The sequence below is a fragment of the Mesorhizobium sp. M0011 genome (assembly GCF_040324155.1).
Lineage (GTDB): Bacteria > Pseudomonadota > Alphaproteobacteria > Rhizobiales > Rhizobiaceae > Mesorhizobium.
This window is the reverse complement of sequence record NZ_JAMYVQ010000011.1, coordinates 104,811-129,407: the sequence shown is the minus strand read 5'-3', so window position 1 is coordinate 129,407 and position 24,597 is coordinate 104,811. Positions and strand designations below refer to the sequence as shown.

General features: G+C 63.9%; 24 protein-coding genes. 14 read left to right on the top strand and 10 right to left on the bottom strand.

All coding sequences use genetic code 11. The annotated features are described in order from the left end of the window. Positions 1-47 precede the first annotated feature (47 nt). The 9 genes from ehuB (at position 48) to NKK51_RS15020 (ending at position 8,555) form a co-directional block, all read left to right on the top strand. Positions 48-899 (top strand): ectoine/hydroxyectoine ABC transporter substrate-binding protein EhuB, encoded by an 852-nt coding sequence (gene ehuB / locus NKK51_RS15060; RefSeq protein ID WP_023809048.1) that lies wholly within the window; start codon positions 48-50, stop codon positions 897-899. 172 nt (positions 900-1,071) lie between these two features. Then, on the top strand, positions 1,072-1,731 hold the full coding sequence (gene ehuC, locus NKK51_RS15055; protein ID WP_023809047.1) for an ectoine/hydroxyectoine ABC transporter permease subunit EhuC: 660 nt from the start codon (positions 1,072-1,074) through the stop codon (positions 1,729-1,731). Positions 1,732-1,765: 34 nt separating this feature from the next. Continuing rightward, a complete protein-coding gene (gene ehuD, locus NKK51_RS15050; protein ID WP_023809046.1) occupies positions 1,766-2,425 on the top strand; it encodes an ectoine/hydroxyectoine ABC transporter permease subunit EhuD in 660 nt (219 codons plus the stop codon). A 3-nt stretch (positions 2,426-2,428) separates the two neighbouring features. After that, entirely contained in the window at positions 2,429-3,205 is a 777-nt protein-coding gene (gene eutA, locus NKK51_RS15045; protein ID WP_023809045.1) for an ectoine utilization protein EutA, read from the top strand. A gap of 186 nt (positions 3,206-3,391) precedes the next feature. Beyond that, positions 3,392-4,384, top strand: a complete 993-nt coding sequence (gene eutB / locus NKK51_RS15040) for a hydroxyectoine utilization dehydratase EutB (RefSeq protein ID WP_352553623.1) — start codon at positions 3,392-3,394, stop codon at positions 4,382-4,384. A gap of 232 nt (positions 4,385-4,616) precedes the next feature. Next, on the top strand, positions 4,617-5,609 hold the full coding sequence (eutC, locus tag NKK51_RS15035; protein WP_352553621.1) for an ectoine utilization protein EutC: 993 nt from the start codon (positions 4,617-4,619) through the stop codon (positions 5,607-5,609). Positions 5,610-5,647: 38 nt separating this feature from the next. Next, complete coding sequence (gene doeA / locus NKK51_RS15030; RefSeq protein ID WP_352553619.1) at positions 5,648-6,826, top strand: ectoine hydrolase DoeA; 1,179 nt, start codon at positions 5,648-5,650, stop codon at positions 6,824-6,826. Between the two features lie 5 nt (positions 6,827-6,831). Next, on the top strand, positions 6,832-7,830 hold the full coding sequence (gene doeB, locus NKK51_RS15025) for a N(2)-acetyl-L-2,4-diaminobutanoate deacetylase DoeB (RefSeq protein ID WP_352553617.1): 999 nt from the start codon (positions 6,832-6,834) through the stop codon (positions 7,828-7,830). 404 nt (positions 7,831-8,234) lie between these two features. Further along, complete coding sequence (locus NKK51_RS15020) at positions 8,235-8,555, top strand: hypothetical protein (protein WP_352553615.1); 321 nt, start codon at positions 8,235-8,237, stop codon at positions 8,553-8,555. A gap of 36 nt (positions 8,556-8,591) precedes the next feature. Here NKK51_RS15020 and NKK51_RS15015 read toward each other — a convergent pair whose 3' ends face one another. From NKK51_RS15015 to NKK51_RS15005, 3 genes are all read right to left on the bottom strand, one after another. Further along, the gene (locus NKK51_RS15015; protein WP_352553613.1) at positions 8,592-9,710 is read right to left on the bottom strand and encodes a DmpA family aminopeptidase; all 1,119 of its coding nucleotides are present in this window, start codon (positions 9,708-9,710) and stop codon (positions 8,592-8,594) included. A gap of 4 nt (positions 9,711-9,714) precedes the next feature. Continuing rightward, positions 9,715-11,346 carry an exodeoxyribonuclease VII large subunit gene (xseA, locus tag NKK51_RS15010; RefSeq protein WP_352553611.1) on the bottom strand — a complete coding sequence of 544 codons (1,632 nt, stop codon included), beginning with the start codon at positions 11,344-11,346 and terminating at the stop codon, positions 9,715-9,717. 83 nt (positions 11,347-11,429) lie between these two features. Then, the gene (locus NKK51_RS15005; RefSeq protein ID WP_027035580.1) at positions 11,430-12,386 is read right to left on the bottom strand and encodes a LysR substrate-binding domain-containing protein; all 957 of its coding nucleotides are present in this window, start codon (positions 12,384-12,386) and stop codon (positions 11,430-11,432) included. 178 nt (positions 12,387-12,564) lie between these two features. Between NKK51_RS15005 and NKK51_RS15000 the strand changes: the two genes are divergently transcribed. Continuing rightward, positions 12,565-12,855, top strand: coding sequence for a DUF1127 domain-containing protein (locus NKK51_RS15000; protein ID WP_127254768.1), 291 nt, complete (start codon positions 12,565-12,567; stop codon positions 12,853-12,855). A 160-nt stretch (positions 12,856-13,015) separates the two neighbouring features. On the opposite strand, the gene NKK51_RS14995 is transcribed toward NKK51_RS15000, so the two are convergent. The 4 genes from NKK51_RS14995 to NKK51_RS14980 form a co-directional block, all read right to left on the bottom strand. Further along, the gene (locus tag NKK51_RS14995) at positions 13,016-14,068 is read right to left on the bottom strand and encodes a DUF937 domain-containing protein (RefSeq protein ID WP_352553609.1); all 1,053 of its coding nucleotides are present in this window, start codon (positions 14,066-14,068) and stop codon (positions 13,016-13,018) included. A 100-nt stretch (positions 14,069-14,168) separates the two neighbouring features. After that, entirely contained in the window at positions 14,169-15,542 is a 1,374-nt protein-coding gene (locus NKK51_RS14990; protein ID WP_127292773.1) for a glutamate--cysteine ligase, read from the bottom strand. Between the two features lie 143 nt (positions 15,543-15,685). Beyond that, the gene (locus NKK51_RS14985) at positions 15,686-16,420 is read right to left on the bottom strand and encodes a 16S rRNA (uracil(1498)-N(3))-methyltransferase (protein WP_352553607.1); all 735 of its coding nucleotides are present in this window, start codon (positions 16,418-16,420) and stop codon (positions 15,686-15,688) included. A 31-nt stretch (positions 16,421-16,451) separates the two neighbouring features. Next, positions 16,452-17,099, bottom strand: a complete 648-nt coding sequence (locus tag NKK51_RS14980) for a hypothetical protein (RefSeq protein ID WP_352553606.1) — start codon at positions 17,097-17,099, stop codon at positions 16,452-16,454. Positions 17,100-17,187: 88 nt separating this feature from the next. Between NKK51_RS14980 and NKK51_RS14975 the strand changes: the two genes are divergently transcribed. After that, complete coding sequence (locus NKK51_RS14975; RefSeq protein ID WP_127292765.1) at positions 17,188-17,886, top strand: type 1 glutamine amidotransferase; 699 nt, start codon at positions 17,188-17,190, stop codon at positions 17,884-17,886. Positions 17,887-18,179: 293 nt separating this feature from the next. Then, entirely contained in the window at positions 18,180-18,311 is a 132-nt protein-coding gene (locus tag NKK51_RS14970; protein WP_013893872.1) for a hypothetical protein, read from the top strand. Positions 18,312-18,346: 35 nt separating this feature from the next. Here NKK51_RS14970 and NKK51_RS14965 read toward each other — a convergent pair whose 3' ends face one another. From NKK51_RS14965 to NKK51_RS14955, 3 genes are read right to left on the bottom strand one after another with little or no spacing between them, the layout of a single operon-like run. Beyond that, positions 18,347-19,120 (bottom strand): metallophosphoesterase family protein, encoded by a 774-nt coding sequence (locus NKK51_RS14965; RefSeq protein ID WP_352553604.1) that lies wholly within the window; start codon positions 19,118-19,120, stop codon positions 18,347-18,349. Between the two features lie 27 nt (positions 19,121-19,147). Then, on the bottom strand, positions 19,148-20,293 hold the full coding sequence (locus tag NKK51_RS14960; protein WP_127292760.1) for an alpha-hydroxy acid oxidase: 1,146 nt from the start codon (positions 20,291-20,293) through the stop codon (positions 19,148-19,150). Positions 20,294-20,312: 19 nt separating this feature from the next. After that, positions 20,313-21,116, bottom strand: coding sequence for an FCD domain-containing protein (locus NKK51_RS14955; RefSeq protein ID WP_352553602.1), 804 nt, complete (start codon positions 21,114-21,116; stop codon positions 20,313-20,315). Between the two features lie 203 nt (positions 21,117-21,319). Here NKK51_RS14955 and NKK51_RS14950 point away from each other — a divergent pair, with 203 nt between their 5' ends. Both NKK51_RS14950 and NKK51_RS14945 read left to right on the top strand, forming a co-directional pair. Then, complete coding sequence (locus NKK51_RS14950) at positions 21,320-22,642, top strand: DUF3422 family protein (protein ID WP_352553600.1); 1,323 nt, start codon at positions 21,320-21,322, stop codon at positions 22,640-22,642. Positions 22,643-22,920: 278 nt separating this feature from the next. After that, entirely contained in the window at positions 22,921-24,417 is a 1,497-nt protein-coding gene (locus tag NKK51_RS14945) for an FAD-linked oxidase C-terminal domain-containing protein (RefSeq protein WP_352553598.1), read from the top strand. Positions 24,418-24,597: the final 180 nt, after the last annotated feature.

The window sequence follows — 24,597 nt, the reverse complement described above, 5'->3', positions numbered from 1 at the left end:
GAGCCGCCTCGTAACAAAGCAAGACAAGAAACAAGGAGTTGGGAACAATGAAAAAACTTGGCATTCTGGCTGGCGTCGCCAGCCTTGCGTTGGCGGCGGTGCTGGCCGCCTCGAACGTGGGTTCGGCCGATGACAGCAAGCTCGAACAGCTCAAGGCGCAAGGTTTCGCCCGCCTCGCCATCGCCAACGAGCCGCCCTATACGGCGGTCGCCGCCGACGGCAAGGTTTCGGGTGCCGCGCCTGATGTGGCCCGCGAGATATTCAAGCGGCTCGGCGTCGCCGACGTCGCCGCTTCGATCTCCGAATATGGCGCCATGATCCCTGGCCTGCAGGCCGGTCGCTTCGATGTCGTCACCGCCGGCCTGTTCATGAAGCCGGAACGCTGCGCCGCCGTCGTCTATTCCGAGCCGGTGCTTTGCGATGCCGAGGCGATGTTGGTGAAGAAGGGCAATCCGAAGGGCTTCAAGAGCTATGAGGATGTCGCCAAGGATACGACTGCGACCATCGGTGCGCCGGGCGGCGGCACCGAGGAGAAGCTCGCCCTCAATGCCGGCGTGCCACGCGATCGCGTCATCGTCGTGCCGGATGGCCAGAGCGGCGTGAAGATGCTTCAGGATGGCCGCATCGACGCTTATTCGCTGCCCGTCCTGTCGATCAATGATCTGGTCAAGAAGGCCAACGATCCGAACCTCGAAGTCATCGCTCCGGTGCAGGGCGCACCGGTCTATTGCGACGGCGCCGCCTTCAAGAAGGGCGACGAGGCACTGCGCGACGCCTTCGACGTAGAACTGGCCAAGATGAAGAAATCAGGCGAGTTCGCCAAGATCATCGAGCCCTACGGCTTCTCGGCGGCGGCCGCGATGTCGACCAGCCGCGACAAGCTCTGCGCGGCGAAGTGAAGTAAGGAAGACCCCTTCATCCGGCCCTTCGGGCCACCTTCTCCCGGCTGGGGAGAAGAGGCTGGCGCCGACGCTGGTGGTCTCCTCTCCCCGCCGGGGAGAGGTCGGCCGAGCGTAGCGGAGGCCGGGTGAGGGGGCTTCGACCAAACGTCCAGGTGGAACAGTACATTAGATGACCCAGTGGTCCGGCTATTTCGGCCTGATATTGCAGGGAGCGCTTGTCACCATCGAGCTGACGCTGATGGGGTCGGTGCTTGCGCTGTTCATGGCCTTTCTTGCCGGAATGGGGCGGCTGTCGCGTTTCTTCGTGCTGCGCGCGCTGGCTACCGCCTATATCGAATTCTTCCGCGGCACCTCGATCTTCGTGCAGTTGTTCTGGGCCTATTTCGTGCTGCCCTTCATCGGCATTTCGCTGACCCCGTTGCAGGCCGGCGTGCTGGCGCTCGGCCTCAATGTCGGCGCCTATGCCGCCGAAGTGGTGCGTGGCGCCATCCAGTCGATCGGCCGCGAACAGTATGAGGCCTGCACAGCGCTCAATCTCGGCCGCTGGCAAGGCATGCGCCACATCATCCTGCCGCAGGCGCTGCTGGTGATGCTGCCGACTTTTGGCAACAATGCCATCGAATTGCTCAAGGCGACCGCCGTGGTGTCGCTGATCTCGCTCACCGACCTGACCTTCCAGGCGCAGGTGGTGCGCGCCCAGACCGGCAACACCCTGGTGCCGTTCACCACCATCCTGATCATCTATTTCGTCCTCGCCCTGCTCATCTCGTGGGGCGTGCGCTCGCTGGAACGACGCATGGCGCGCGGCCTCGATGGGGTGCGTGCCTGATGGCCAATTCCCTTCTGATAAATTGGGCTTGCTGATGGAGTGGGATTGGAACTTCGTCTGGGAAATCATGCCGACGCTGATCCAGGGGGTGAAGATCACCATCCTGGCGACGCTGCTCGGCTCGGTGCTGGCGGCGATCGTCGGGCTTGGCATTGCGCTTGCGCGCCGCTCGCCCAACAAGGCGCTGTCGCGCACGGTCGGCTGGGCGGCTGAATTCATCCGTGGCACGCCGCTGCTGGTGCAGCTCTATTTCATTTTCTACGTGCTGCCCGACATCGGCATCCTGCTGCCGCCGCTGGTAGCCGGTGTCATCGGCCTCGGGCTGCACTACGGCACCTACACGGCGGAAGTTTATCGCGCCGGCATCGACAATGTGCCGCGCGGCCAGTGGGAAGCGGCCAAGGCGTGCAATCTGAGCGCCACGCAGACCTGGACCAACATCATCATTCCGCAGGCTATCCCGCCGATGATACCGGCGCTCGCCAATTATTTCATCGCCATGTTCAAGGAAACGCCGCTGCTGTCGGCGATCACTGTGCTGGAGCTGATGAACCAGGCCAAAAGCGTCGCCAACACCTACTATCGCTATATCGAACCGATCACGCTGGTCGGTGCCTTCTTCCTGGTCATCAGTCTGTTTTCGGTCATGCTGCTGCGCTGGCTGGAACGCCGCTACGGCAAGATCGAGAGGTAGCCGATGAAACCCTTGCCCGAGATCAAGGTCTATCCGAAGCGGCCGGCGCTGGATGCGCGCCCGCTGGAGCGGCGCGTCGGCCTGATTATCCTGGCCACCGACCATACCAGCGAACCGGATTTCCGCCGCATGGTGGCGGGCGAGCGGGTCGGCGTCTATGTCGCGCGCATTCCCTACGCCAACCCGACGACGCCCGAAAACCTGCGCAAGATGCAGCCGGCGCTGACGGCGGGCGCGGCTCTGATCCTGCCGGACGAGAAGCTCGATGCCATCTGCTATTCCTGCACTTCGGCCTCGGTGGTGATCGGCGATGCCGAGATCGAGGCGGCGATCCAGGTCGCAAAGCCCGGCGTTCCGGTAGTCACACCGCCGATGGCGGGCGTGCGCGGGCTGCGTGCGCTGGGCGCAAACAAGCTCAGCATCCTCACTCCCTACACGGTCGAGACATCCAGGCCGATGGCCGCCTATTTTGCGGCACGCGGCTTCGAGATCGTCAGCTTCACCTGCCTCGGTTTCGAGGACGACCGCGAGATGGCGCGCATCGCACCGGCAACGCTTGTCGATCTTGCGCGGGAAGCGACCGACGCCAGCGCCGATGCGCTGTTCGTGTCGTGCACGGCGCTGCGTAGCGCCCTCGCGGTCACCGGCATGGAAAATTCTATTGGACGTCCCGTGGTGACCAGCAACCAGGCGACCGCCTGGAATTGTCTGAGATTGTGCGGGGATGAGGCGCCGCATCCTGAGTTCGGGCGGCTGATGACGTTGCCGTTGGTTCAGTAAGATTATGTCCAGTGTGAGCGAGCACCCCCCTCTGGCCTGCCGGCCATCTCCCCCTCAAGGGGGGAGATTGGCAGTTCATGCGTCACCGCTCTTCCTGCAACATCGACAATTGGCGAAGGTGTTGCAGCCGCTAATCTCCCCCCTTGAGGGGGAGATGGCCGGCAGGCCAGAGGGGGGCGTTTCGTGATGCCCGCCGTCATTCTCACCGACATCCGTACCGCCCGTGAGCGTATCGCTGGTAAAGTCGAGCGCACGCCAACCGTCTTGTCCCACAGCCTCTCGGAACAGTTCGGCGTCCCCGTTCACCTCAAGCTCGAGCATCGCCAGACCACCGGCAGCTTCAAGCTGCGCGGCGCCTCGAACGCCGTCGCCTCGTTGAACGCCGAACAGAAGGCGCGGGGCGTGGTCGCGGCCTCGACCGGCAATCACGGCCGCGCGCTGGCGCATGCGGCGAAGCTTGAGGGCATGCGCGCCGTGATCTGCATGTCGCGCCTGGTGCCCGGCAACAAGCTCGACGAGATCCGCCGGCTTGGCGCGGAGGTCCGCATCGTCGGCGACAGCCAGGACGATGCCCAACAGGAGGTCGATCGGCTGGTCGCGCAAGAGGGGCTGGTGATGCTGCCGCCCTTCGACCATCCGGACATTATCGCCGGGCAAGGCACGCTCGGGCTTGAGATGATCGAGCAGGTCCCGGATGCCGCCCTCGTTCTGGCCCAGATCTCCGGCGGTGGGCTCGCATCAGGGGTTGCTACAGCCATCAAAGGCGTCAGCCCCCGGACAAAAGTCGTCGGTGTCTCGATGGCGCGTGGCGCGGCGATGAAGGCCAGCCTCGATGCGGGCCAGCCGGTGCTGGTGGAAGAATTGCCGACGCTGGCGGATTCGCTCGGCGGCGGCATCGGCCTCGACAACCGGCTGACCTTCGCCATGTGCCGCGACCTGCTCGACGATGTCATCCTGCTTAGTGAAGACGAGATCGCCGCCGGTATCCGCCACGCCTATGCGCAGGAGCGCGAAATCGTCGAGGGCGCCGGCGCGGTCGGTATCGCCGCACTGCTCGCCGGCAAGATTACGGCGAACGGGCCGGTGGTTGTGCTTCTTTCTGGCCGAAACATTGATATGGAGCTGCATCGGAAAATCGTCTGCGGTGACACTTCGATAAATGCGGGTCGCGCCGGATGAAACGTCTTTCACGCCGAGTTTCTTCACATCCCCCTCTGTCCTGCCGGACATCTCCCCCGCAAGGGGGGAGATCGGCAGCTTCGATGCTGCCGCTTTTCTTGCGGCGTCTGAGATTGGCGAAGGCAAAGATGAAGTCCAATCTCCCCCCTTGCGGGGGAGATGTCCGGCAGGACAGAGGGGGGTGTGACAGAACGCTGTCCTTTGCAGAGCTTGCCACTCCGGAGCGCGCCGCATGAGCCGGATGACCATCCTTACCGAGAAAGAGTTGCGGGCGATCGTGACACTCGATCTCGATGCCGTCGCCTGCATTGAAAACGCTTTCCGCGCGCTCGCTACCCTGCCGGTGGCGATGCCGCCGATCCTGCGGCTCGACATTCCCGAGCATCGCGGCGAGGTCGACGTGAAGACCGCCTATGTGCCTGGCATTGACGGTTTCGCCATCAAGATCAGCCCCGGCTTCTTCGACAATCCGAAGCTCGGCCTGCCCAGCGTCAACGGCATGATGGTGCTGCTGTCAGCCAAGACCGGCCTGGTTGAAGCGCTGCTGCTCGACAATGGCTATCTCACCGACGTCCGCACGGCTGCCGCCGGCGCCGTCGCCGCCAAACATCTGTCGCGGCAGGACTCGTCCGTTGCCGCGATCTTCGGCGCCGGCGTCCAGGCCGGATTGCAATTGGAAGCCCTCATGCTGGTGCGGCCGATTGCCGAGGCGCGCATCTGGGCGCGCGATGCGGCAAAGGCCGAGGCGACCGCCGGAGCCCTGCGCGAAAAGCTCGGCATCGCCGTGCGTGCCGAGCCCGACGCGGCAAACGCGGTTGTCGGCGCCGACATCATCGTCACCACCACGCCGTCAACCGAGCCGCTGATCAAGGCGGGGTTTGTTACCGCCGGCCAGCACATCACCGCGATGGGCTCCGACGCCGAGCATAAGAATGAGATCGCGCCGGCAATCCTGCGCATGGCCGATCTCTATGTCGCCGACAGCGCCCGCCAGACGCGGCGGCTGGGTGAGCTGCACCATGCCATCGCGGCGGGTGTGATGGCTGGAGATGCGGAGGTGACCGAACTCGGCCAGATCATCGCCGGCGAAAAACATGGCCGGCGCTCGGCCAGCGACATCACCATCGCCGACCTCACCGGCACTGGCGTCCAGGACACGGCGATCGCCACGCTCGCTCGAGACCGCGCGCGGGTGGTGAAGGCGGGAACCATTTTCGAAAGCTGATACCGGCCGCAAGGCCCAACAAACGAGGACCAAGAACAATGCAACCGAACCTGAGATTCTCGCGCGGCGAATACGCGGATCGCCTCGCGAAGACACGCAAAGCCATGGAGGTGAAGGGCGTCGATCTTCTTGTTATCAGCGATCCTTCCAACATGGCCTGGCTGACCGGCTACGACGGCTGGTCGTTCTATGTGCATCAGGCGGTTATCGTGCCGCCATCGGGCGAACCGGTCTGGTACGGGCGCGGCCAGGACGCCAACGGCGCCAAGCGCACCGCCTATCTCGCGCATGACAACATCGTCGGCTATGCCGACCACTATGTGCAGTCGACCGAGCGCCACCCGATGGATTTTTTGGCCAGCGTGCTTGCGGATCGCGGCTGGGGCAAGCTGACAGTCGGCGTCGAAATGGACAATTACTGGTTCTCGGCGGCCGCCTTCGCGTCGCTGCAGAAGCATTTGCCCAATGCCCGCTTTGTCGATGCCACCGCGCTGGTCAACTGGCAGCGTGCGGTGAAGAGCCCGACCGAGATCGACTATATGCGCAAGGCGGCCCGCATCGTCGAAGCGATGCACCAGCGCATCTTCGACAAGATCGAGGTCGGCATGCGCAAATGCGATCTCGTTGCCGAAATCTATGATGCCGGCACGCGCGGCGTCGACGGTATCGGCGGTGATTATCCGGCGATCGTGCCGCTGCTGCCGTCGGGTGCCGATGCCTCGGCGCCGCATCTGACCTGGGATGACAGACCGATGAAGCGGGGCGAGGGCACCTTCTTCGAGATTGCCGGCTGCTACAACCGCTATCACTGCCCGCTGTCGCGCACCGTCTTCCTCGGCAAGCCGACGCAGGAATTCCTTGATGCCGAGAAGGCGACGCTGGAAGGCATGGAAGCGGGGCTGGCCGCGGCGAAACCCGGCAACGCCTGCGAGGACATTGCCAACGCCTTCTTCGGTGTCCTCAAGCGATACGGCATCATCAAGGACAACCGCACCGGCTATTCGATCGGGCTGTCCTATCCGCCGGACTGGGGCGAGCGCACGATGAGCCTGCGTCCCGGCGACCGCACCGAACTCAAGCCCGGCATGACCTTCCATTTCATGACCGGCCTGTGGCTGGAAACGATGGGACTGGAGATCACCGAGTCCATCCTGATCACCGAAACCGGTGTAGAGTGCCTGGCCAATGTGCCGCGCAAGCTGGTGGTGAAGGATTGAGCCCGATGTCCAGTATTCGCCCGTCGCCCATCGCGCCGACCGTCGATTTTGACCGCGACGGCGTCCAGCATGGTTTCCTGCGTCTGCCTTACAGCCGCGACGATTCCGCGTGGGGCTCGGTGATGATCCCGATCTGCGTCATCCGCAACGGCAACGGGCCGGCAGCTCTGCTTTCCGGCGGCAACCATGGCGACGAGTATGAGGGACCGCTGGCGCTTTACGATCTCGCCAGGACGCTTGATCCGAAACATGTCAGTGGCACGATCATCATCGTGCCGGCGATGAACTATCCGGCCTTCCGCGCCGGCACGCGGACGTCGCCGATCGACAAGGGCAACATGAACCGCAGCTTTCCCGGCCGGCCGGACGGAACGGTGACCGAGAAGATCGCCGATTATTTCCAGCGTGAGCTGCTTCCGCGCGCCGACATCGTGTTCGACTTCCATTCGGGCGGCAAGACGCTGGACTTCGTGCCGTTCTGCGCCGCGCATACTTTGCCCGACAAGGCGCTGGAACAGAAAGCCTTCGACGCGGTCGCGGCCTTCGCCGCTCCGTTCTCGATGCGCATGATCGAGATCGACGCCGTCGGCATGTATGACACGGCAGCCGAGGAGATGGGCAAGGTCTTCGTCAGCACCGAGCTTGGCGGCGGCGGCACGTCGCGCGCGCAAACCGTGCGGATCGCGCGGCACGGCATTCTCAACGTGCTGCGCCACGCCGGCATTGTCGCCGGTGCGGTGGAGAAGACCTCAACCCAGTGGTTGGATATGCCATCAGGCGATTGTTTCTCCTTCGCCGAAGATGACGGCATGATCGAAACCATGGTCGATCTCGGTGAACCCGTCGAAAAGGGCGCGGTGCTGGCGCGCATCCATTCCACCGGCCGCACCGGCATCGCCCCGCAGGAGATCCAGGCAAAAATGTCGGGCATGCTGGCGGCGCGGCATTTCCCCGGGCTGGTCAAGGCCGGCGACTGCGCGGCGGTGGTGGCTGTGCACGTCTGAACGATTCCGCCGGGGCTTGCTCCACCCCGTTCGCGTCCATCGTCACTTGCTCTTGGTCCGTTGTGGAGCCTTCGGCGCGGCGGAAAGAAGCAGCATGGCGAGCGGAGTCGACATTGCAGGAGGATGTCACTATATAGCGGCGGCTTCGACCCGCGCGCCCGAGGGCAGCACCTCGAAGCAACTGTGAATGTGTAGTGTGTTGCGCCATCTATTGTGACGGAAATCGGCTCGGAAACCGGAAAAAAGCAAATAGAAACAGTCGCGCAGCGCTGGGTGTGACCCAGCCAACGGTACCGACCCCTCCAGAATCAGAAAATGCTCTTGACCCCTCGATTTCCTATGGCTCTGTGGACCTTGGACGGCATTGGCTTGCCGGCTGGTCGCGACTCGGCTGGAATGGGGACATGCATCCTTTGCGGGATGTCGACGTTTATGATTACCAACCGGCTTTGCCGCCAGGGAACAGCAGTATGAGTGAACACGCCATCGAATTCTTGCGGGGATGGATCGGCGAAAAGGTCCATTGCCAGTCCTCCCAGGCAAGGATCGACAAGCAGGCCGAAACCCTGGCCAAGGAGTGCGCTGCCGAGGCGGCCGAGGTCGGCATCCCGCTGGAGGACATCCAGGAAGAAGTCGGCGATATCCAGGAACTTATCGCATCCCGGCTTGAGGAAGCCGCCGAGGCCGAGGAAAGCCAGCAGCCCCCCAGAAAAGCCGCGGAATGATCGCATAGCGCGGGCTTCTGGCCCGCGTTTTTGTCTTCAGCCAAACTTTTCCTTCAGCCACGCCTTCGGCAGCGCCGGCACGAAATTTCCGTCGCGTCCGGTCATATCGTCATTGGCAACCAGCGCGTTGAGGATTGCTTCCTCGACGGTCTGGATCACCGCATCGAAAAACGGATCGATATCGGTGTCCGGAATAAAATCGGCGCTGGCGGTGCGGCCGGAGGGCGCCAGCGCCGCGCTCGCATTGGCGGTTGAGAAGGCGATAAAAATGTCGCCTGAGCTGTGATAGCCGAAGCCGCCGGTCATGGCGACGCCGAGCGGCACCCGGCGGGCCAGCCGCTTCATCTGATGCGGCAGGAACGGTGCGTCGGTGGCGACGACGGCAATGATCGAGCCCTTTTCAGCACGCGGTGTGCCTTCGCGGACCGCCGGCTCGACGAGTTCCGGCCCGACGCGCAGGCCGCGAATGGTGATATTGCGCCGTTTTCCAAAATTAGACTGCACGAAGGCGCCGACGGTGTAGGCACGGCCGTGCCATTCGACGATGCGCGATGCGGTGCCGGAGCCGGCCTTGAAGCCGAAAGTGATCATGCCGGTACCGCCGCCGACGCTGCCTTCCTCGATCGGTCCGCCGGCGGCGCCGTCGAGGGCCTGCGCAACATGCGCTGACGTCAAATGGTGACCGTTGATGTCGTTGAGGAAGCCGTCATAGGTCTCCGCCGCCACCGGCAGCCCCCAGCCGCTGTCGAGTGCCGCCGGCAGCACGCTTTGCATCCAGCGCAGCGTGCCGTCGCGCGAAACACCGCAGGAATGCGTGTTGGCGATGGTGATCGGGAAGTTGAAAGCGCCGGTTTCCTCGACGATGTGCGAGCCGGTCAGTTCGCCGTTTCCGTTCTGGCTGAAGATGCCGGCGAAGACCGGGGTGGCGAGATCCGCCAGCGGTCTGGGCAGGATCGCGGTCACGCCGGTGCGCACCGGTCCCTCGCCGACGACAAGCGCGCCATCGCCCGAAATCAGCGTCGCATAACCGACCGCGACGCCGGGCACATCGGTGATCGCGTTAAACGGTCCGGGCCGCCCGTCGAAGCCGATGCCGAAATTTCGCGCGCGCGGTTTGCCTGAGGGCGTTGTCAGATGATGCGGATTGTTGGTCATGGTGTCAGAACAGGGATCCCTGATTGCCGGGCTCTTTGGCCTTGGCCGCCGGCTTGGCTACGGCTTTCGGTTTTGCCGTGCCGGTGATCGCCACCGCATCGGCGACGCCGTCGGCGAACTCGAGCGAAAGCGCCATTCCCGACGCCACATCGGCAGCCTGCTTGATCACCGCGCCATCCGCATCCCTCACCAGCGCAAAGCCGCGCGCCAGGACGGCCTTGTGCGACAGTGTTGCCATCAGCCTGTCGGCCTGGACGACACGGCCGCGCAAACGCTCCAGCCTGAGCACCACTGCTTGCGTGCCGCGTCTTGTCAAAGCTGTCAGCAAATCCCTCTGCACGCGTTGCCGCCGTGCCGTCGGCTCGATCGTGATGCGGCCTTGCAGCATGGCCAGTTGCTGCTTGTGCCGCTGCAGCGATGCCCTGGCACATTTTGGCAATTGATCCGCCGCTCGGTTAAGCTCCGCACGCCGGGCTCTTGCCAACGTGCGCAATGCCCCTTGTGCTCGCAAAAGATTGCGTTCGTTGGTGCGCCGCGCCTCGGCAATGCGCTGCGACAGCATTGCCGGTGTCAGCTTTACGGCAAAAAACCTTGCACGCTTGCGTTCGGTGGAGACCAACAGGCCCCGGCCGAGCCTGGATGTCGCCTCATCGAGGCGTCGGCGCGGCAGCGCCAGCAATTGATCGGGCGAGGGCAGAGCCCGGGCGGCGGCACGGGCAGCCTGCCCTTTGCGCTCGAAATTGCGCAGGACCGCCGCTTTCAGCCGTGCACCGAGGCTGGCAAGCGTTGCTTCGAGATCGGCCTTCACCGGCACGGCGATTTCGGCTGCACCCGTTGGTGTCGGCGCCCGCACATCGGCAACGAGATCGATCAGCGTCCAGTCGGTCTCGTGGCCGACAGCCGAGATCACCGGAATGCCGGAAGCAGCAACCGCGCGGGCGAGCGCCTCGTCGTTGAAGCCCCAGAGGTCTTCGAGGCTGCCGCCGCCACGCGCCACGATCAACAGATCGGGACGCTGGACGGCGCCATCCCATGCCAGCGCGTTGAAGCCGTTGACCGCAGCAGTCACTTCCGTGCCTGACGTCTCGCCCTGAACACGCACCGGCCAGACCAGGATGTGCAGCGGAAAGCGGTCCTTGATGCGGTGGATGATGTCGCGGATGACGGACCCTGTCGGCGAGGTGACGACGCCGATGATGCGCGGCATGAATGGCAGCAACCGCTTGCGGCCGGTGTCGAACAGACCCTCGGCCTGTAGCCGCCGCTTGCGCTCCTCCAGCAGCGCCATCAGCGCGCCGGCGCCGGCAGGCTCCAGATTGTCGATGACGATCTGGTAGTTGGACTTGCCGGGATAGGTGGTGAGCTTACCGGTGGCGATCACCTCCATGCCCTCTTCGGGACGGAATTTCAGCCGGCTCATCGTGCCTTTCCACACCACGGCGTCGAGCCGGGCGCGGTCGTCCTTCAGCGCGAAATAGGCATGACCTGAGGAATGCGGCCCGCGATAGCCTGATATTTCGCCACGCACCCGCACATTGCCGAAAACGTCCTCGACCGTGCGCTTCAGCGCGCCGGAAATCTCGCTCACCGTATATTCGGCGGCGTTGGTGCGTGATTCGGATGCTGCTTCGCTCATCGGCCAATTGGGGAACGGTTGGGCGCCGGCGTCAAGGCGGTTGCGTCGGGCCAGCCGTTCATCACCCGCATACCTGACCCTGCCTACCAGCCGGGCAGAATCTGGTTCGGCTTGGTCCGCCGCAGCTTGGTGAAGGCCAGTGCTGCGAAATCGAATGTCCCGGGGTCTTCGCCGACCGGGACGGAGATATTGTCCAGGCTTTCCGAAATATGGCGGGCGAGCGCATCGACGATCTCCGGCCGCGACGTCTGGCCGCGCATGATACCGATGCGGCAGTCGGGCAGGGCGCCGAAGCCGTCGGCTTCGCTCAGCACCCGCATGCCGGGCCGCAGCGCGCATTCCGGCAGCACCGAGATCGCCAGCCCGGAAAGCACCGCGGCGGTGATGACGGTGGCCGAGAAACTGGTGAACAGGATGCGATAGTCGCGGTTCTGCTGGTCGAGCACATCGACGGCGGCGCGCCGCCAGATGCAGTTCGGCCGGCCAAAGGCCATCGGCAGCGTTTCCTGCTCATGCGTTGCATGGTTCGCCGAGGTGACCCACAGCAGCGGTTCGCGCCGCACCACCTCCGACTGGCCGCGTACGTCGTTGTGAGTCACCAGCGCGAGGTCGAGATTGCCGCGCTTGATATGCTCGACCAGCCCCGGCGTCGGCTCGCAGATGACGGTCAGTTCGACGCGCGGATTGGAGCGCGTGAACCGCGCCATGATCTCGGGCAGGAAACGATCGGCATAGTCGTCGGGCGTGCCGATGCGGATCGTGCCTTCGAGCCGCCGGTCGTCGAAGGCGGCCAGCGTTTCGCGGTTGAGATAGAGCAGCCGCCGCGCATAGGAGAGCAGCTTGTCGCCTTCCTCGGTCAATCTGTTGGTGCGCCCGTCCTTTTCGAACAGCGGCTTGCCGAGCCGCTCCTCCAGCCGGCGCATCTGCATCGAAACCGCCGACTGGGTCCGGTGCACCTCTTCGGCCGCCCTGGTGAAGCTGCCGGTATCGGCGATCGAGATGAAGGTCTGCAATTGATCGAGATCGAGCGGCGATTTCATCGACATGATCCATCACTGGTGTTGATGGTAAAGATTAGAAACATTCGTTGGATTAATCAATCACTCGATGGCAAATTGGTATTGTCCACATGAAGGCATGTGAATCGAAGCCGGAACGGCCGCTGTCGCCAGCGCCGATAGCAAGGCTTTGCCCGTTCGAGTCTGAAGGAGACCGACAATGACCACGTTCGATTTCGCCACCGAGACCTCGCGCATCACCTCGCGTCCGGCCGTTGCGACTCGCGTGGCCAACACCGTCTCCAACATCTATCGCGCCTGGAAAAACCGCCGCGCCTTTTATCGCCTTGGCGAGATGTCGGACGCCGAACTCGCCGATATCGGCCTGACGCGCGCCGACCTGCACGTCGCCATCGACGTGCCGTTTGGCCGCGACCCGACGGCGATGCTGCGCGAAATCGCCAGCGATCGCGTCGAAACAATCGAGGACATCGCCCGCAAGGTGGCCTGATCTGATGCTTGTTGTTTGGGTTGCCGCGAACCTTCTCGGGGCTCGACGCGACTGACGAGTATGCAGGCTCCCACTCCCTGCCGGATCCCCCCGGCCCGCCTGCACTCTGCCCGGTCCTCCCAGGACCGGGCTTTTCTCTTTCTACCTCAGCGAAGACCGCCTACCGTCGGTCCATATCCCGCTTGAACTGGTCGAAGATCGTTTCCACGCCCTTCTGGTAATCGTCACGCTGCTGGGCGCCGGTCTCGAACATCTTGCCGAACAGGTCGTCGAACGGATTCGTTGGCCGGCCGCTCGGATTGGGCTGTGGCTGCGGTGCCTGACGCTGCTGCGGGGGCGCTTGAGGCTGTTGCGGCGCCGGCTGTCCGCCAGGGATGCCGCCTAAGCCACCGCCACCTTGCCGCAGCATCTCCTCGAAGATTTTCCCCAGCGGATTGTCTCCGTAGGGGCTTTGTGTCTGCTGCTGCGGCTGCGCCCGCCCTTGCGGCTGCGGCTGAGGCTGAGGCGCGCCACCGCCGAACATGTCCTGCAGCACCTTGCCGAGCGGATTGTCGCCGTAGGGATTAGGCTGCGGCTGCGGCTGGCTTTGCGGCTGTGGCTGAGGCGCACCGCCGCCGAACATGTCCTGCAACACCTTGCCGAGCGGATTGTCGATTGGATTCTGGGGCTGCGGCGCCTGGCGCGGCTGCGGCGCCGGGGCCTGCATGGCGCCGCCTTGGCGCATCATCTGCTCGATGATCTCGCCGAGCGGATTGTTGCCGCCGCCGCCAAAACCGCCGGCGGCCTGCATCTGATTTGTCGTCTGCTTGAACAGCCCGCCCATGACCATCGAGGCGATCGCCGGCAGCATCTGCTGCAGGATCTGCTGATTGACGCCGCTGGCTTGCGCCGCCTGGCTGGCCACGGCGCGAGACAGGTCTTTCGAGCCGAACAGGTGCCCGAGAATGCCGTTGCCCTCATCGACTCCCTGCGGCGAGAAGGCCCGGGTTGCGTCCTCGAAATACTTGGCGTGCTGGCCGCTGGCCATCGCCGTCATGAAGGCGCCGAGCCCGTAAGGGTCGGCGGTGTTGCGCTGCAGCCCTTGCGAAAAGGCCGGCAGCAACGCGGCGACCGCCGCTTGCGTCTGCTGCATCGAGAGCCCGTATTGCTGGGCAAGGGCCTGCATGCCGTTGCCGTTCTGGGCCTGCGTCAGCATGTCGAACAAGGAAGGCATTGGTCTCTCCTCCGGAAATCCTCGCCGAAGAAGCCTAGTTTGTTTCCACTTCCGATTGAAGCGACTTTTGCCGGCCGGTCAGCTTTGCCAAATCCGAGGGTTAATAGGCGTATTCCATGAAAACCGGCTCGATCGAGCCGCCCCAGCGCGTGTGGTAGGCCGACAGCATCTCCTCGGCGCTGGTGGTGCCGCGCGCCACGACTTCGTCCAACGTGTTGAGGAAGGAGGTCTCGTCGTAGCCGTCGCGGTTCTTCTTGCCACGGTTCTTCAGGCCCATGCGGGAAATGACCATCACGTCACGCGCGATCTCGCGCAGCGTGGTGTTGCGGAACGGTGCGGAAATGCCTTGTTCCGGCACCGCGTTGCGCATCGCCAGCGTTTCTTCATACGTCCAGCTCGAGGTCAGCGCCTCGGCGGCATCGAGTGCGGCCTCATCATAAAGCAATCCGACCCAGAAGGCCGGCAGCGCGCAGATGCGCCGCCATGGCCCGCCATCGGCGCCGCGCATCTCGAGGAAGCGCTTCAGCCGCACGTCCGGGAACAGCGTTGACAGATGGTTCGCCCAGTCGCCCATTGTCGGCAGCCCGTCCGGCACTTCATTGCGCGCGGCCCCGGCCATGAACTGGCGGAAGGTGATGTGGGTCATGTCGTGATAGCGGTCGTCCCGGATGACGAAATACATCGGCACGTCGAGCGCCCATTCGACATAGTCGGCAAAGCCGAAATCGGGCGAGAAGCAGAATTCGAGCAGGCCCGAGCGCTGGTTGTCGGTGTCGCGCCAGATGTCGCCGCGCCAGCTCTGCAGACCGTTCGGGTGGCTTTCGGTGAAAGGCGAATTGGCGAACAATGCCGTCGACAGCGGCTGCAGCTTCAGCGACACCTGCATCTTGCGGCGCATGTCGGCCTCGCTCTCGAAGTCGAGATTCACCTGGATCGTGCAGGTGCGGTACATCATGTCGAGGCCCTTGGTACCGACCTTGGGCATGTAGCGCGTCATGATCTCGTAGCGCGATTTCGGCATTTTCGGCGTCTCGGCCAGCGACCATTTCGGGCTGCCGCCGAGGCCGAGGAAGCGGATGCCCATCGGCTCGGCGATCTCGCGCACCTGCGCCAGATGGGCGTTGCCCTCCCGGCAGGTCTGGTGGATCGTCTCCAGCGGTGCGCCGGAAAGTTCGAACTGGCCGCCGGGTTCCAGCGAAATCGCTCCCTGACCGGTCGGTTCGACCAAGCCAATGATGCGGCCGTCATCGACGATCGGGTCCCAGCCGAGCTTTGACTGCATGCCTTCGAGAATGGCGCGGATGCCGCGCTCGCCGCCATAGGGGACCGGTGCATTGCCGTCGACATAGAACGGGAATTTCTCGTGCTCGGTGCCGATGCGCCATTTGTCGCGCGGCTTGTTGCCTTCGGCCAGATGCTCGACGAGTTCGTCGATGCCTTCGATGGGCCGGAAATCGGTTGTGTCGCGCGCCATGATCAAGCCCTCAGAGGCGGTTGGAGAACCGCCGGCGCTAAATGGACGAAATGTCAGTAGCCGATCAAGCGAAAAATCCTGAGCCACAGGTCAACAGGAATTGAACCTTACCGCGCTCACCGTCCCTTGCAAGAGATGACGTTTCACCAGTCTCCGACTGTCGCCTGCATCACCGCGAGCGCGGCCACCGCCGCCGTGTCGGCGCGCAGGATGCGTGGGCCGAGCGGAATGGCGGTGACGAAGGGCAGGGCGCGCAGCATCTTGCGCTCGTCGTCGGAAAAGCCACCCTCCGGCCCGACCAGCAGCCCAAGCTTCTTTTCCTTGACCGCCTGCAGCGCGGCCAGCGGATTGTTGGTCGAAGCATCCTCATCGCAGAAGATCAGCCGTCGCCCTGTGTCCCAGCCGATCAGCAGGCGGTCGAATTTTTCGGCTTCGTGCACCTGAGGTACCGCCAAGATGCCGCATTGTTCGGCGGCTTCGACGACATTGGCGCGCAGGCGATCGATCGACGGCTTGGCCACTTGCGTGTGCTGGGTGATGACCGGCTGCAGGACGCCGGCGCCCATCTCGACCGCCTTCTGCACGAGATAGTCGAGCCGGCCCTGCTTCAGTGGCGCAAAGCAGTAGACGAGATCGGGCAGCGGCGGCTGCGGCCGCTGCAGCGCCGACACCTTCAATCGAACCGACCTTTTCGTCTTCGCCGCGATGGCCGCCGACCACTCGCCGTCGCGGCCATTGAACACCAGGATTTCGGCGCCTTCGCCAAGCCGCAGCACATGCAGGAGATAGTGGCTCTGCTGTTGGCCGGCTTCGAACTCTACATCCGGCGCGAGATCGTCGGGCACGAACAGACGTTGCATCTTGTAATTGGCGCGCATCGCCGAGGAATGAGCGAGCCGGCTGCCGGCGTCAAGCCTCGGCGGTCGGATGCCACACCGGCCGAAAGCCATGCCGCAGCACGGCGAGCGTTGTGGCCGGCGTCAGCAGCGAGAGTGTCTTGCCGTTGAGCAGGCCGAAATCGCCGGGATGCTCATACCCGGCAAACGACCAGCGCAGCGTCTTGCCCCGACGCAAAGCATAAACCGTGGCGCCATCCGCGACCATGGCGCCGTCGGGCAGCCGGGCAAGGTCTTCAACAGCAACCCCTGGCGGCCTGCCACCCGAAGCCAGCCGCTCCTTGTGCAGCCGCTTGTCGACCATCGGCGCACGCGGTTCGGCAATGCCGAAGGCTTCGCCGAAGCGGCCGACGAAATCCCTGGCCCGTTCGCGCTGGCAAAAGAAGCAGGGGCGATGCCCGGCCGCCAGTGCCGTTACTTCGTCGAGGAAGAACAGCTCGGTCCAGCCCGCTTTGCCGCCCTTCCGGTTGCGGCCCATCGGTTCGCGCCGCACATTGCGGAATTGGCAGACGCAGATGATCCAGGCCTGAAGCGCCCAGCGCTTTTTCTTGAGCGTCTTCGTCTCGGGGTCGTGGATGATGCCGCGATTGCCGGTGAACAGGCCGCGATCAGGCACGGCGTGGATGGTACCGAACGGATCGACCCGGTTCTGCAGTGGCATAGTTTTCTCTCCGGACACGCATCTTGGCTGCAATGCGAGCGGCATGGTATCGCTCGTCGCATCTTTTTCATGTCAGCAGGGTTTTGTGATGCGGGTGCTGGTGGTCCAGAACTACGACAATACCGGCCTTGGCCAGGTCGGCGCAGCACTTGCGGAAGCGGGTGCCGATCTCGACCTGCGTCTCCCTTACAGGGGCGATCCCCTGCCGGATGACGCGGCCGGGCATGATGCCATGGTGGTGCTCGGCGGTGGCCAGAATGCGCTGGCCGACGATGAGTACCCCTATTTCCCGGCGCTGCTCGAACTGACCCGCGATTTTGCCGACAAGGATCGCGCCGTGCTCGGCATCTGCCTCGGCAGCCAGCTCGTCGCCCGTGCCTTCGGCGGCGAAAACCGCATCGGCGGCGCCAATGAGTTCGGTTGGCGCGGCGTATCGCTGACGGCGGACGCCAAGGCCGATCCGGTGCTGGGGGCGCTGCCGGAGAAATTCCCGATCTTCCAGTGGCATGACGACACCTTCGTGCTGCCCGAGGCCGCCGTGCGGCTCGCCGGCAACGATGTCGCCGAGAACCAGGCGTTTCGCGTCGGACGCGCCGTCTACGGTTTCCAGTTTCACTTCGAGGCCGACCGGCCGATGGTCAAGGACTGGAGCACGTCCTTTGCCCCGACCATCGCCGCGCGCCATCCCGACTGGGCCGGCAAGCTCGATGGCGAAATGGCCCGCAACGGACCCGATGCGGATGCCGCTGGCCTCGCCATTGCCCGTGCCTGGGTAGCAACCATCTGAGCGTTGGTCTCTCCGTACCCTCCAGCGTGACATAATTGGCACGCGGCGGTGAAACCGCCTGGGGAAAACCGTTTCATTCTTGGCTTATGTCCGCCCGCCATCCTAGAAGGCGCGCGCTCTGCATCTTCTGTGCAACGGCCATGAACCTTTTGTGTGACCCGCGCGACACACCGTTGATACAGAACATGCCTAGAAGCGCAAAATCGTCGAAACTTTGAAGCGAATTCTCCGTTTCAACGCATTGGTAACCGCCTGGTGCACAGATGCAGAAAGCTCAACAAGAGATGACCTCCGTGAAAGCAGCGCTTCTGTCCTTTGCCATGTTGTCCGCCATCGTGCTGTGCGGTCTCGGCATCTATGCCGCCGACGCAGCCAACAACCACAACGCCGTAGACGGTTACGGCGTCACCGCCTCGCTGCGCTAAAGGCGGGAAGCGCCTTTCGCGTCCACGCGCGACGCTCAAGCTTCCTTGATCGTCATTGTCAGGATGCGTTTATCCGCGCCGTCGACGACGAGCGCGCTCAGCATGCCTGATTGCCAGGCAAGCGTGTCGACATTGACGCGGTTGGCCATCACTTCCGCCTCCGGCACCGGGGTGTGGCCGTGCACCACGATCTTCGGATAGAGGTCGGTGTGGTTGTGGAAGACGTCGCGGATCCAGATCAGGTCCTGTGGGTTTTGCTTCTCCAGAGGATTACCCGGCCTGATGCCGGCATGACAGAAGAAGAAGTCCCCGAAAATCGCGGAGAACGGCAGCGATCGCAGGAAGTCGATGTGGCTTTGCGGCACGGCCTCGACCAGGGCCTGATGTCCTTTGCGCACGGCCGATTCGGCTTTGCCGAACCACACGCTTGTGCCTTCACTGATCGCCACGCCGTAGGACTGTGCCGTCTGGATGCCGCCGAACCGGATGAAAAGCCCTTCCGGGTCAGGGGTCTTGAGAAAGTCGAGAAAACCGATGTCGTGGTTGCCGGCCAGCATCAGGTGACGAGGGTCGCGCTCTTGCGCTTCGATCAGGAAATCGATGACGTCCTTCGAGTCCGGCCCGCGGTCGACATAGTCGCCAAGATGGATGACGCGCCAGTCGGCAGGCGCCTGCTGCTCGATCTCGGCCCTGATGCGCCGATGCATGGCGGCCAGCAGGTCGAGCCGGCCGTGGACGTCGCCGATCGCATAGAGACGCACACCTTCCGGCCCATGCGCGTCGAGAAAATGGATGCCGGGTTCTACCAATTTTTCGGTGTCTCCGTGGTCAGGCGGTCACGGGACCTGGCGCCGGAGCTGGTCCTTGCCCATGTCGGTGACAAGACGCTTTCCGCACAGCGCCAGCGTGATGTCCATCTCCTTGCGGATGATTTCCAACGCTTTGGTAACCCCTTCCTTGCCAAGCGCACCCAGGCCGTAAAGAAATGGCCGGCCGATATAGGTTCCCTTGGCACCGAGGCAAAGCGCCTTCAGCACATCCTGGCCGGAGCGGATGCCGCCATCCATATGCACTTCGATCGTGTCGCCGACCGCGTCGGCAATCTCTTCCAGCACACCGATCGACGACGACGCACCGTCGAGCTGGCGCCCGCCATGGTTGGAAACGATGATCGCGTCGGCGCCGGTCTTGGCCGCCATCAGCGCGTCCTCCTTGTCGAGAATGCCCTTGAGAATCAGCTTGCCGCCCCAGCGCTCCTTGATCCAGGCGACGTCCTTCCACGACAGATGCGGGTCGAACTGCTCCGTCGTCCACGATGCCAGCGAGGCCATGTTGCCGACGCCCTTGGCGTGGCCGACAATGTTGCGGAAGGTTCGCCGCTTCGTGCCGGCCATGGCGGCGCACCAGTGCGGGCGGATGGCCATGTCGACGATGTTCGTCAGCGTCAGCTTGGGTGGCGCCGAAAGCCCGTTGCGGATGTCCTTGTGGCGCTGACCGAGAATCTGCAGGTCGAGCGTCAGCACGAGCGCCGAGCATTTCGCCGCCTTTGCCCTGTCGATCAGGTTGAGCACGAAATCCTTGTCACGCAGCACATAGAGCTGAAACCAGAACGGCTTCGTGGTTACCGAGGCGACATCCTCGATCGAGCAGATGCTCATCGTCGACAAGGTAAACGGCACGCCGAATTCCTCCGCCGCCTGAGCCGCCAGCATCTCGCCATTGGCGTGCTGCATGCCGGTCATGCCGGTTGGCGCCAATGCCACCGGCATCGACACTTTTTCGCCGATCATCGTCGATGCCAGCGAACGGTTGTCCATGTCGACGAGAACGCGCTGGCGGAATTTGATCTTCTGGAAATCCTCTTCGTTGGCCCGATACGTGCCTTCGGTCCACGAACCGGAATCGGCATAGTCGAAGAACATCTTCGGCACGCGCCGGCGGGCGAGGTCCTTGAGGTCGGCGATGGTCAGGATCTGGCTCATGGGCTTCCCGTCTCGATAGCTAGGAGCGTTTGCGTGCTGGTTCTGTATCGGTGGCGTCGACGCGCTGTTTCAACCTCAGTCGCGAGACGCGCTGCCAGTCGCCGCTGCGCTCGGCCTCCGCCATCGACCGTTCGACATAGGTGATGTGGTCCATCGCCGCTTGCCGGGCAGCATCCGGGTCGCCGGCCTTCACCGCCGCATGGATCGCGCGGTGCTGCGCGAGCAGGGCGTCGCGCGCGCCGGGCACGCTGAACACCAGCAGCCGGTTCTGGAACACGCCCTCCGACAACAGCCGGTAACAGGAGCGCAGCGTGTGCAAAAGGATGATGTTGTGCGCGCATTCGCAGATCGCGTGGTGGAACTCGACATCGATCTCGGCTTCGTCGTCGAAGTCGCCGGTCCGGTGCGCATCGTCCATGCGTGCCATGATCTTGTCGAGCAGCGCCATGTCGTCCGCAGTGGCGCGCCGTGCCGCGTATTCAGCCGCGACCCCTTCGATCTCGCGGCGGTATTCCAGATAATCGGTCACTGCCTTGCGGTGCATCGAGATCAGGTCCGTCACCGGTTTGGTGAAGAGCTGGCCGATGACATCGGCGACATGCGTGCCGCCGCCGGGCCTTGTCGTCAAAAGGCCGCGTCCTTCCAGTGACTTCAGCGCATCACGCAGGATCGGCCGGGATACGTCGAACTGGCGTGCAAGCTCGCGCTCGCCCGGCAGCCGGTCGCCGGTGCGCAGCACGCCTTCGAGGATGAGGCTCTCGATCTGCTGCACCACCTCGTCGGCGGTGCGCGAATGCTCGATCCTGGAAAAAATGTCGCTCAACAGAATGCCTGGAAGGTGAACCGGTGTCGCAGAATAGAGCCAGCCTCGCCAACTGGTCAAATTATTTATCCAATTGACAAAAGCGTGCCGATTTTTCGCCCTGATGCCATCATCTTCGGCTAACTTTGCTGTTTGCGTCATAAGGCCATTGGCACTAGAGGGACGCACGTGCAAGAGGGTTCAAGGAACCCAGGGAACAAGCCGTGTCAGACGACCCGTCCGATCTCGAATTCCAGCCGCGCGCCAAGGGCAGCGTCATGGGCTTTCCCGCGCATGAGGGGCGGCCCGGCGCACTCGGCGAGGTTCATGCCCGGCCGCATCCGCTGATCGAAAAGCCACGCGTCCTGATGCAACTCGCCTTCATGACGGAGGGTGGCTCCGGCGTCGACCACGCGGTGCTTTCCGAACTGTCGCGGCGCCTCGGCATCGCCGCGCCCGACCGCCAGGCCCGCCACCATGCCATGAAATGGGGCAAGGGCTCGCTGCGCTGGGAGCGGCACACCGAATTCTCGACCTATTTGTGGGAAGGGCCGCTTTCCGAAAGCGGCAGGACGCCGGAGGACTCCCCGTTCGGCAACGGGTTCTCGCCGCCGGGAACCTGCATCTCCGGCATCAGGCTCGAAATCCGCAAATGGACGCAAGCGAGCGAGCAGCTGATAGCCGGTTTCGATCCGACCAGCCTGTGCTACTCGCTGGTCGAGCGCGGAAACGCCGCCATCGTCACCGATTTTCGCCAGGATGGCGATGGCCTGACCCGCATGCTGCTGCTCGATCGCGGCTTGACCCCGGCGCGCACCGGCGCGTTGTCGCAGCGGCTTATCGATATCGAAACCTATCGGACGCTGGCCATGCTCGGCCTGCCGCTGGCGTTGACCTTGTCCGGCCGCGCCCGCCGCATCGAAGACCGGCTGGCGCAGACCACGCTGGAGATGAAGGTCGCCGGGACACGCGACAGCCAGACCTTGCTGGCCGATCTGACCGAACTTGCGGCGGAGCTGGAGGCGGACGCGGCATCGAGCCTTTATCGTTTCGGCGCCAGCCGCGCCTATGACGGCATCGTCGGCGAACGGCTGGAGGCGCTCGAGGAAGAGGCTGTGCCCGGTTATGACACATGGCGCGGGTTCCTGCAGCGCCGTGTGGCACCCGCAATGCGCACCTGCCGCTCGGTCGAGGAGCGGCAGGAAAACCTGTCGCGAAAACTGACCCGCGCCACGACGCTGCTGCGCACCTGGGTCGATGTCGAGGTCGAGAAGCAGAACCGCGACCTGCTTGCCTCGATGAACAACCGCGCCCGCCTGCAACTGCGCCTGCAGCAGACCGTCGAGGGGCTCTCGGTCGCCGCCGTTTCCTATTATGTGGTCGGCCTTGTCGGCTATGTCGCCAAGGGCGCCTCGATCTTCGGCCATGCCTTCGCGCCGGAGATCGTTACCGCGGCTTCGGTGCCTGTCGCCATCCTGCTGGTCTGGTGGGGCGTACGCCGCGTGCGCAAGATGCATTCCGAGCCCGGCAAGCCGCCCGGCGAATAGATCTGCTCACCCTCCCCTTGTGGGGAGGGTCGGCTCATGATCGCAGCGAAGCGAAGATCGTGAGACGGGGTGGTGGTCCCTCGTAGAGCGCCGCGCGGACCCCCACCCCGCTCGCTTCGTTCGCGACCCTCCCCACAAGGGGAGGGTGAGGGAGCGGCAGATTGCCGCTGAGGAAGCTTGCCTCAGCCTTGAAGCGGATTCCCCGCCGCCACAGGATTTGCACCCAACGCGCTTCACTGGTAAAAGATTTTGACCAGTCAAGCGAAATGAGGCTGCTGATGTCCGGCTTGGCCATGCCGAAACCAGACGACGCCACGATGCGCCGGCGCGACGAGATCGTCGCCGACATGCGCATCATCGTGCCGGGTGAGGGCGTCGTCGACGCCGCCAATTCCATGCGCGCCTTCGAGAGCGACGGCCTGACCGCCTATCGGCAGCTGCCGCTGGTTGTCGTGCTGCCGCAAACCGTGGCGCAGGTTTCGCGCGTGCTGAAATACTGCAACGACCGCAACATCCGCATCGTGCCGCGCGGCTCCGGCACCTCGCTGTCGGGCGGCGCACTGCCGCTCGAGGACGCGGTGCTTTTGGTCATGAGCCGCTTCAACCGCATCCTCGGGATCGATTTCCCCAATCGCGTCGTCGTTGCCCAGCCGGGCGTCACCAATCTCGGCATCACCGCCGCCGTCGAGCAGGAGGGCTTTTACTACGCCCCTGATCCATCCTCCCAGATCGCCTGCTCGATCGGCGGCAATGTCGCGGAGAATTCCGGCGGTGTGCACTGCCTGAAATACGGCCTAACCGCCAACAATGTGCTCGGCATCGAGATGGTGCTGATGAATGGCGAAGTGGTGCGGCTGGGCGGCAGTCATCTCGATGCGGAAGGCTACGACCTGCTCGGCGTCATGACCGGCTCCGAAGGGCTGCTCGGCGTCGTCACCGAGATTACCGTGCGCATCCTGAAGAAGCCGGAGACGGCACGTGCACTGCTGATCGGCTTCCCGACCAGCGAGCAGGGCGGCCAGTGCGTCGCCGACATCATCGGCGCCGGCATCATCCCGGGCGGCATGGAGATGATGGACCGGCCGGCGATCCATGCGGCGGAAGATTTCGTTCATGCCGGCTATCCCCTCGATGTCGAGGCGCTGCTGATCGTCGAGCTCGACGGCCCCGGCGTCGAGGTCGATCATCTGATCGGGCTGGTCGAGGCGATCGCCTACAAGAACGGCTCGACCACCTGCCGCATTTCGCAGTCGGAACAGGAACGGCTGAGCTTCTGGGCCGGCCGCAAGGCGGCGTTTCCGGCCGTTGGCCGCATCTCGCCCGACTACTACTGCATGGACGGCACCATCCCGCGCAAGGAGCTGCCGCGCGTGCTCGCCGGCATGCGCGAGCTGTCGGAAAAATACGGTCTCGGCGTCGCCAATGTCTTTCATGCCGGCGACGGCAATCTGCATCCGCTGATCCTCTACGATGCCAACGTACCGGGCGAACTCGACAAGGCCGAAAGCTTCGGCGCCGACATATTGCGGCTCTGCGTCAAGGTCGGCGGCGTCTTGACCGGCGAACACGGTGTGGGCGTGGAAAAACGCGACCTGATGCCGGAAATGTTCACCCAGATCGATCTCGACCAGCAGATGCGGGTCAAATGCGCCTTCGATCCCAACCATCTTCTCAACCCGGGAAAAGTGTTCCCGCAGCTGCGGCGATGCGCCGAACTCGGCCGCATGCACATTTCCGGCGGCAAACTGCCGTTCCCAGACATTCCGAGGTTTTGAGGGATATGTCGGCGCTTGAACACCCCCCTCTGTCCTGCCGGACATCTCCCCCGCTAGGGGGGAGATTGGATGTCGTTTTGGCTTTCGCCAATCACCAAGGTTTGAAAGGCGCGGTCGTGCGAGCTGCCAATCTCCCCCCTTGCGGGGGAGATGTCCGGCAGGACAGAGGGGGGTGTGAAG

What these genes read in the sequence shown, in the direction of transcription:
- NKK51_RS14980 (WP_352553606.1), bottom strand. Translation starts at nt 17,099, where the DNA reads ATGCCACTGCAGAACCGGGTCGATCCGTTCGGTACCATCCACGCCGTG.
- doeA (WP_352553619.1), top strand. Translation starts at nt 5,648, where the DNA reads ATGCAACCGAACCTGAGATTCTCGCGCGGCGAATACGCGGATCGCCTC.
- NKK51_RS15000 (WP_127254768.1), top strand. Translation starts at nt 12,565, where the DNA reads ATGACCACGTTCGATTTCGCCACCGAGACCTCGCGCATCACCTCGCGT.
- NKK51_RS14960 (WP_127292760.1), bottom strand. Translation starts at nt 20,293, where the DNA reads ATGAGCCAGATCCTGACCATCGCCGACCTCAAGGACCTCGCCCGCCGG.
- eutC (WP_352553621.1), top strand. Translation starts at nt 4,617, where the DNA reads ATGAGCCGGATGACCATCCTTACCGAGAAAGAGTTGCGGGCGATCGTG.
- NKK51_RS14985 (WP_352553607.1), bottom strand. Translation starts at nt 16,420, where the DNA reads ATGCGCGCCAATTACAAGATGCAACGTCTGTTCGTGCCCGACGATCTC.
- eutA (WP_023809045.1), top strand. Translation starts at nt 2,429, where the DNA reads ATGAAACCCTTGCCCGAGATCAAGGTCTATCCGAAGCGGCCGGCGCTG.
- NKK51_RS14995 (WP_352553609.1), bottom strand. Translation starts at nt 14,068, where the DNA reads ATGCCTTCCTTGTTCGACATGCTGACGCAGGCCCAGAACGGCAACGGC.
- NKK51_RS14975 (WP_127292765.1), top strand. Translation starts at nt 17,188, where the DNA reads ATGCGGGTGCTGGTGGTCCAGAACTACGACAATACCGGCCTTGGCCAG.
- NKK51_RS15020 (WP_352553615.1), top strand. Translation starts at nt 8,235, where the DNA reads ATGCATCCTTTGCGGGATGTCGACGTTTATGATTACCAACCGGCTTTG.
- NKK51_RS14990 (WP_127292773.1), bottom strand. Translation starts at nt 15,542, where the DNA reads ATGGCGCGCGACACAACCGATTTCCGGCCCATCGAAGGCATCGACGAA.
- ehuB (WP_023809048.1), top strand. Translation starts at nt 48, where the DNA reads ATGAAAAAACTTGGCATTCTGGCTGGCGTCGCCAGCCTTGCGTTGGCG.
- doeB (WP_352553617.1), top strand. Translation starts at nt 6,832, where the DNA reads ATGTCCAGTATTCGCCCGTCGCCCATCGCGCCGACCGTCGATTTTGAC.
- NKK51_RS15015 (WP_352553613.1), bottom strand. Translation starts at nt 9,710, where the DNA reads ATGACCAACAATCCGCATCATCTGACAACGCCCTCAGGCAAACCGCGC.
- xseA (WP_352553611.1), bottom strand. Translation starts at nt 11,346, where the DNA reads ATGAGCGAAGCAGCATCCGAATCACGCACCAACGCCGCCGAATATACG.
- NKK51_RS15005 (WP_027035580.1), bottom strand. Translation starts at nt 12,386, where the DNA reads ATGAAATCGCCGCTCGATCTCGATCAATTGCAGACCTTCATCTCGATC.
- NKK51_RS14945 (WP_352553598.1), top strand. Translation starts at nt 22,921, where the DNA reads ATGTCCGGCTTGGCCATGCCGAAACCAGACGACGCCACGATGCGCCGG.
- eutB (WP_352553623.1), top strand. Translation starts at nt 3,392, where the DNA reads ATGCCCGCCGTCATTCTCACCGACATCCGTACCGCCCGTGAGCGTATC.
- ehuD (WP_023809046.1), top strand. Translation starts at nt 1,766, where the DNA reads ATGGAGTGGGATTGGAACTTCGTCTGGGAAATCATGCCGACGCTGATC.
- ehuC (WP_023809047.1), top strand. Translation starts at nt 1,072, where the DNA reads ATGACCCAGTGGTCCGGCTATTTCGGCCTGATATTGCAGGGAGCGCTT.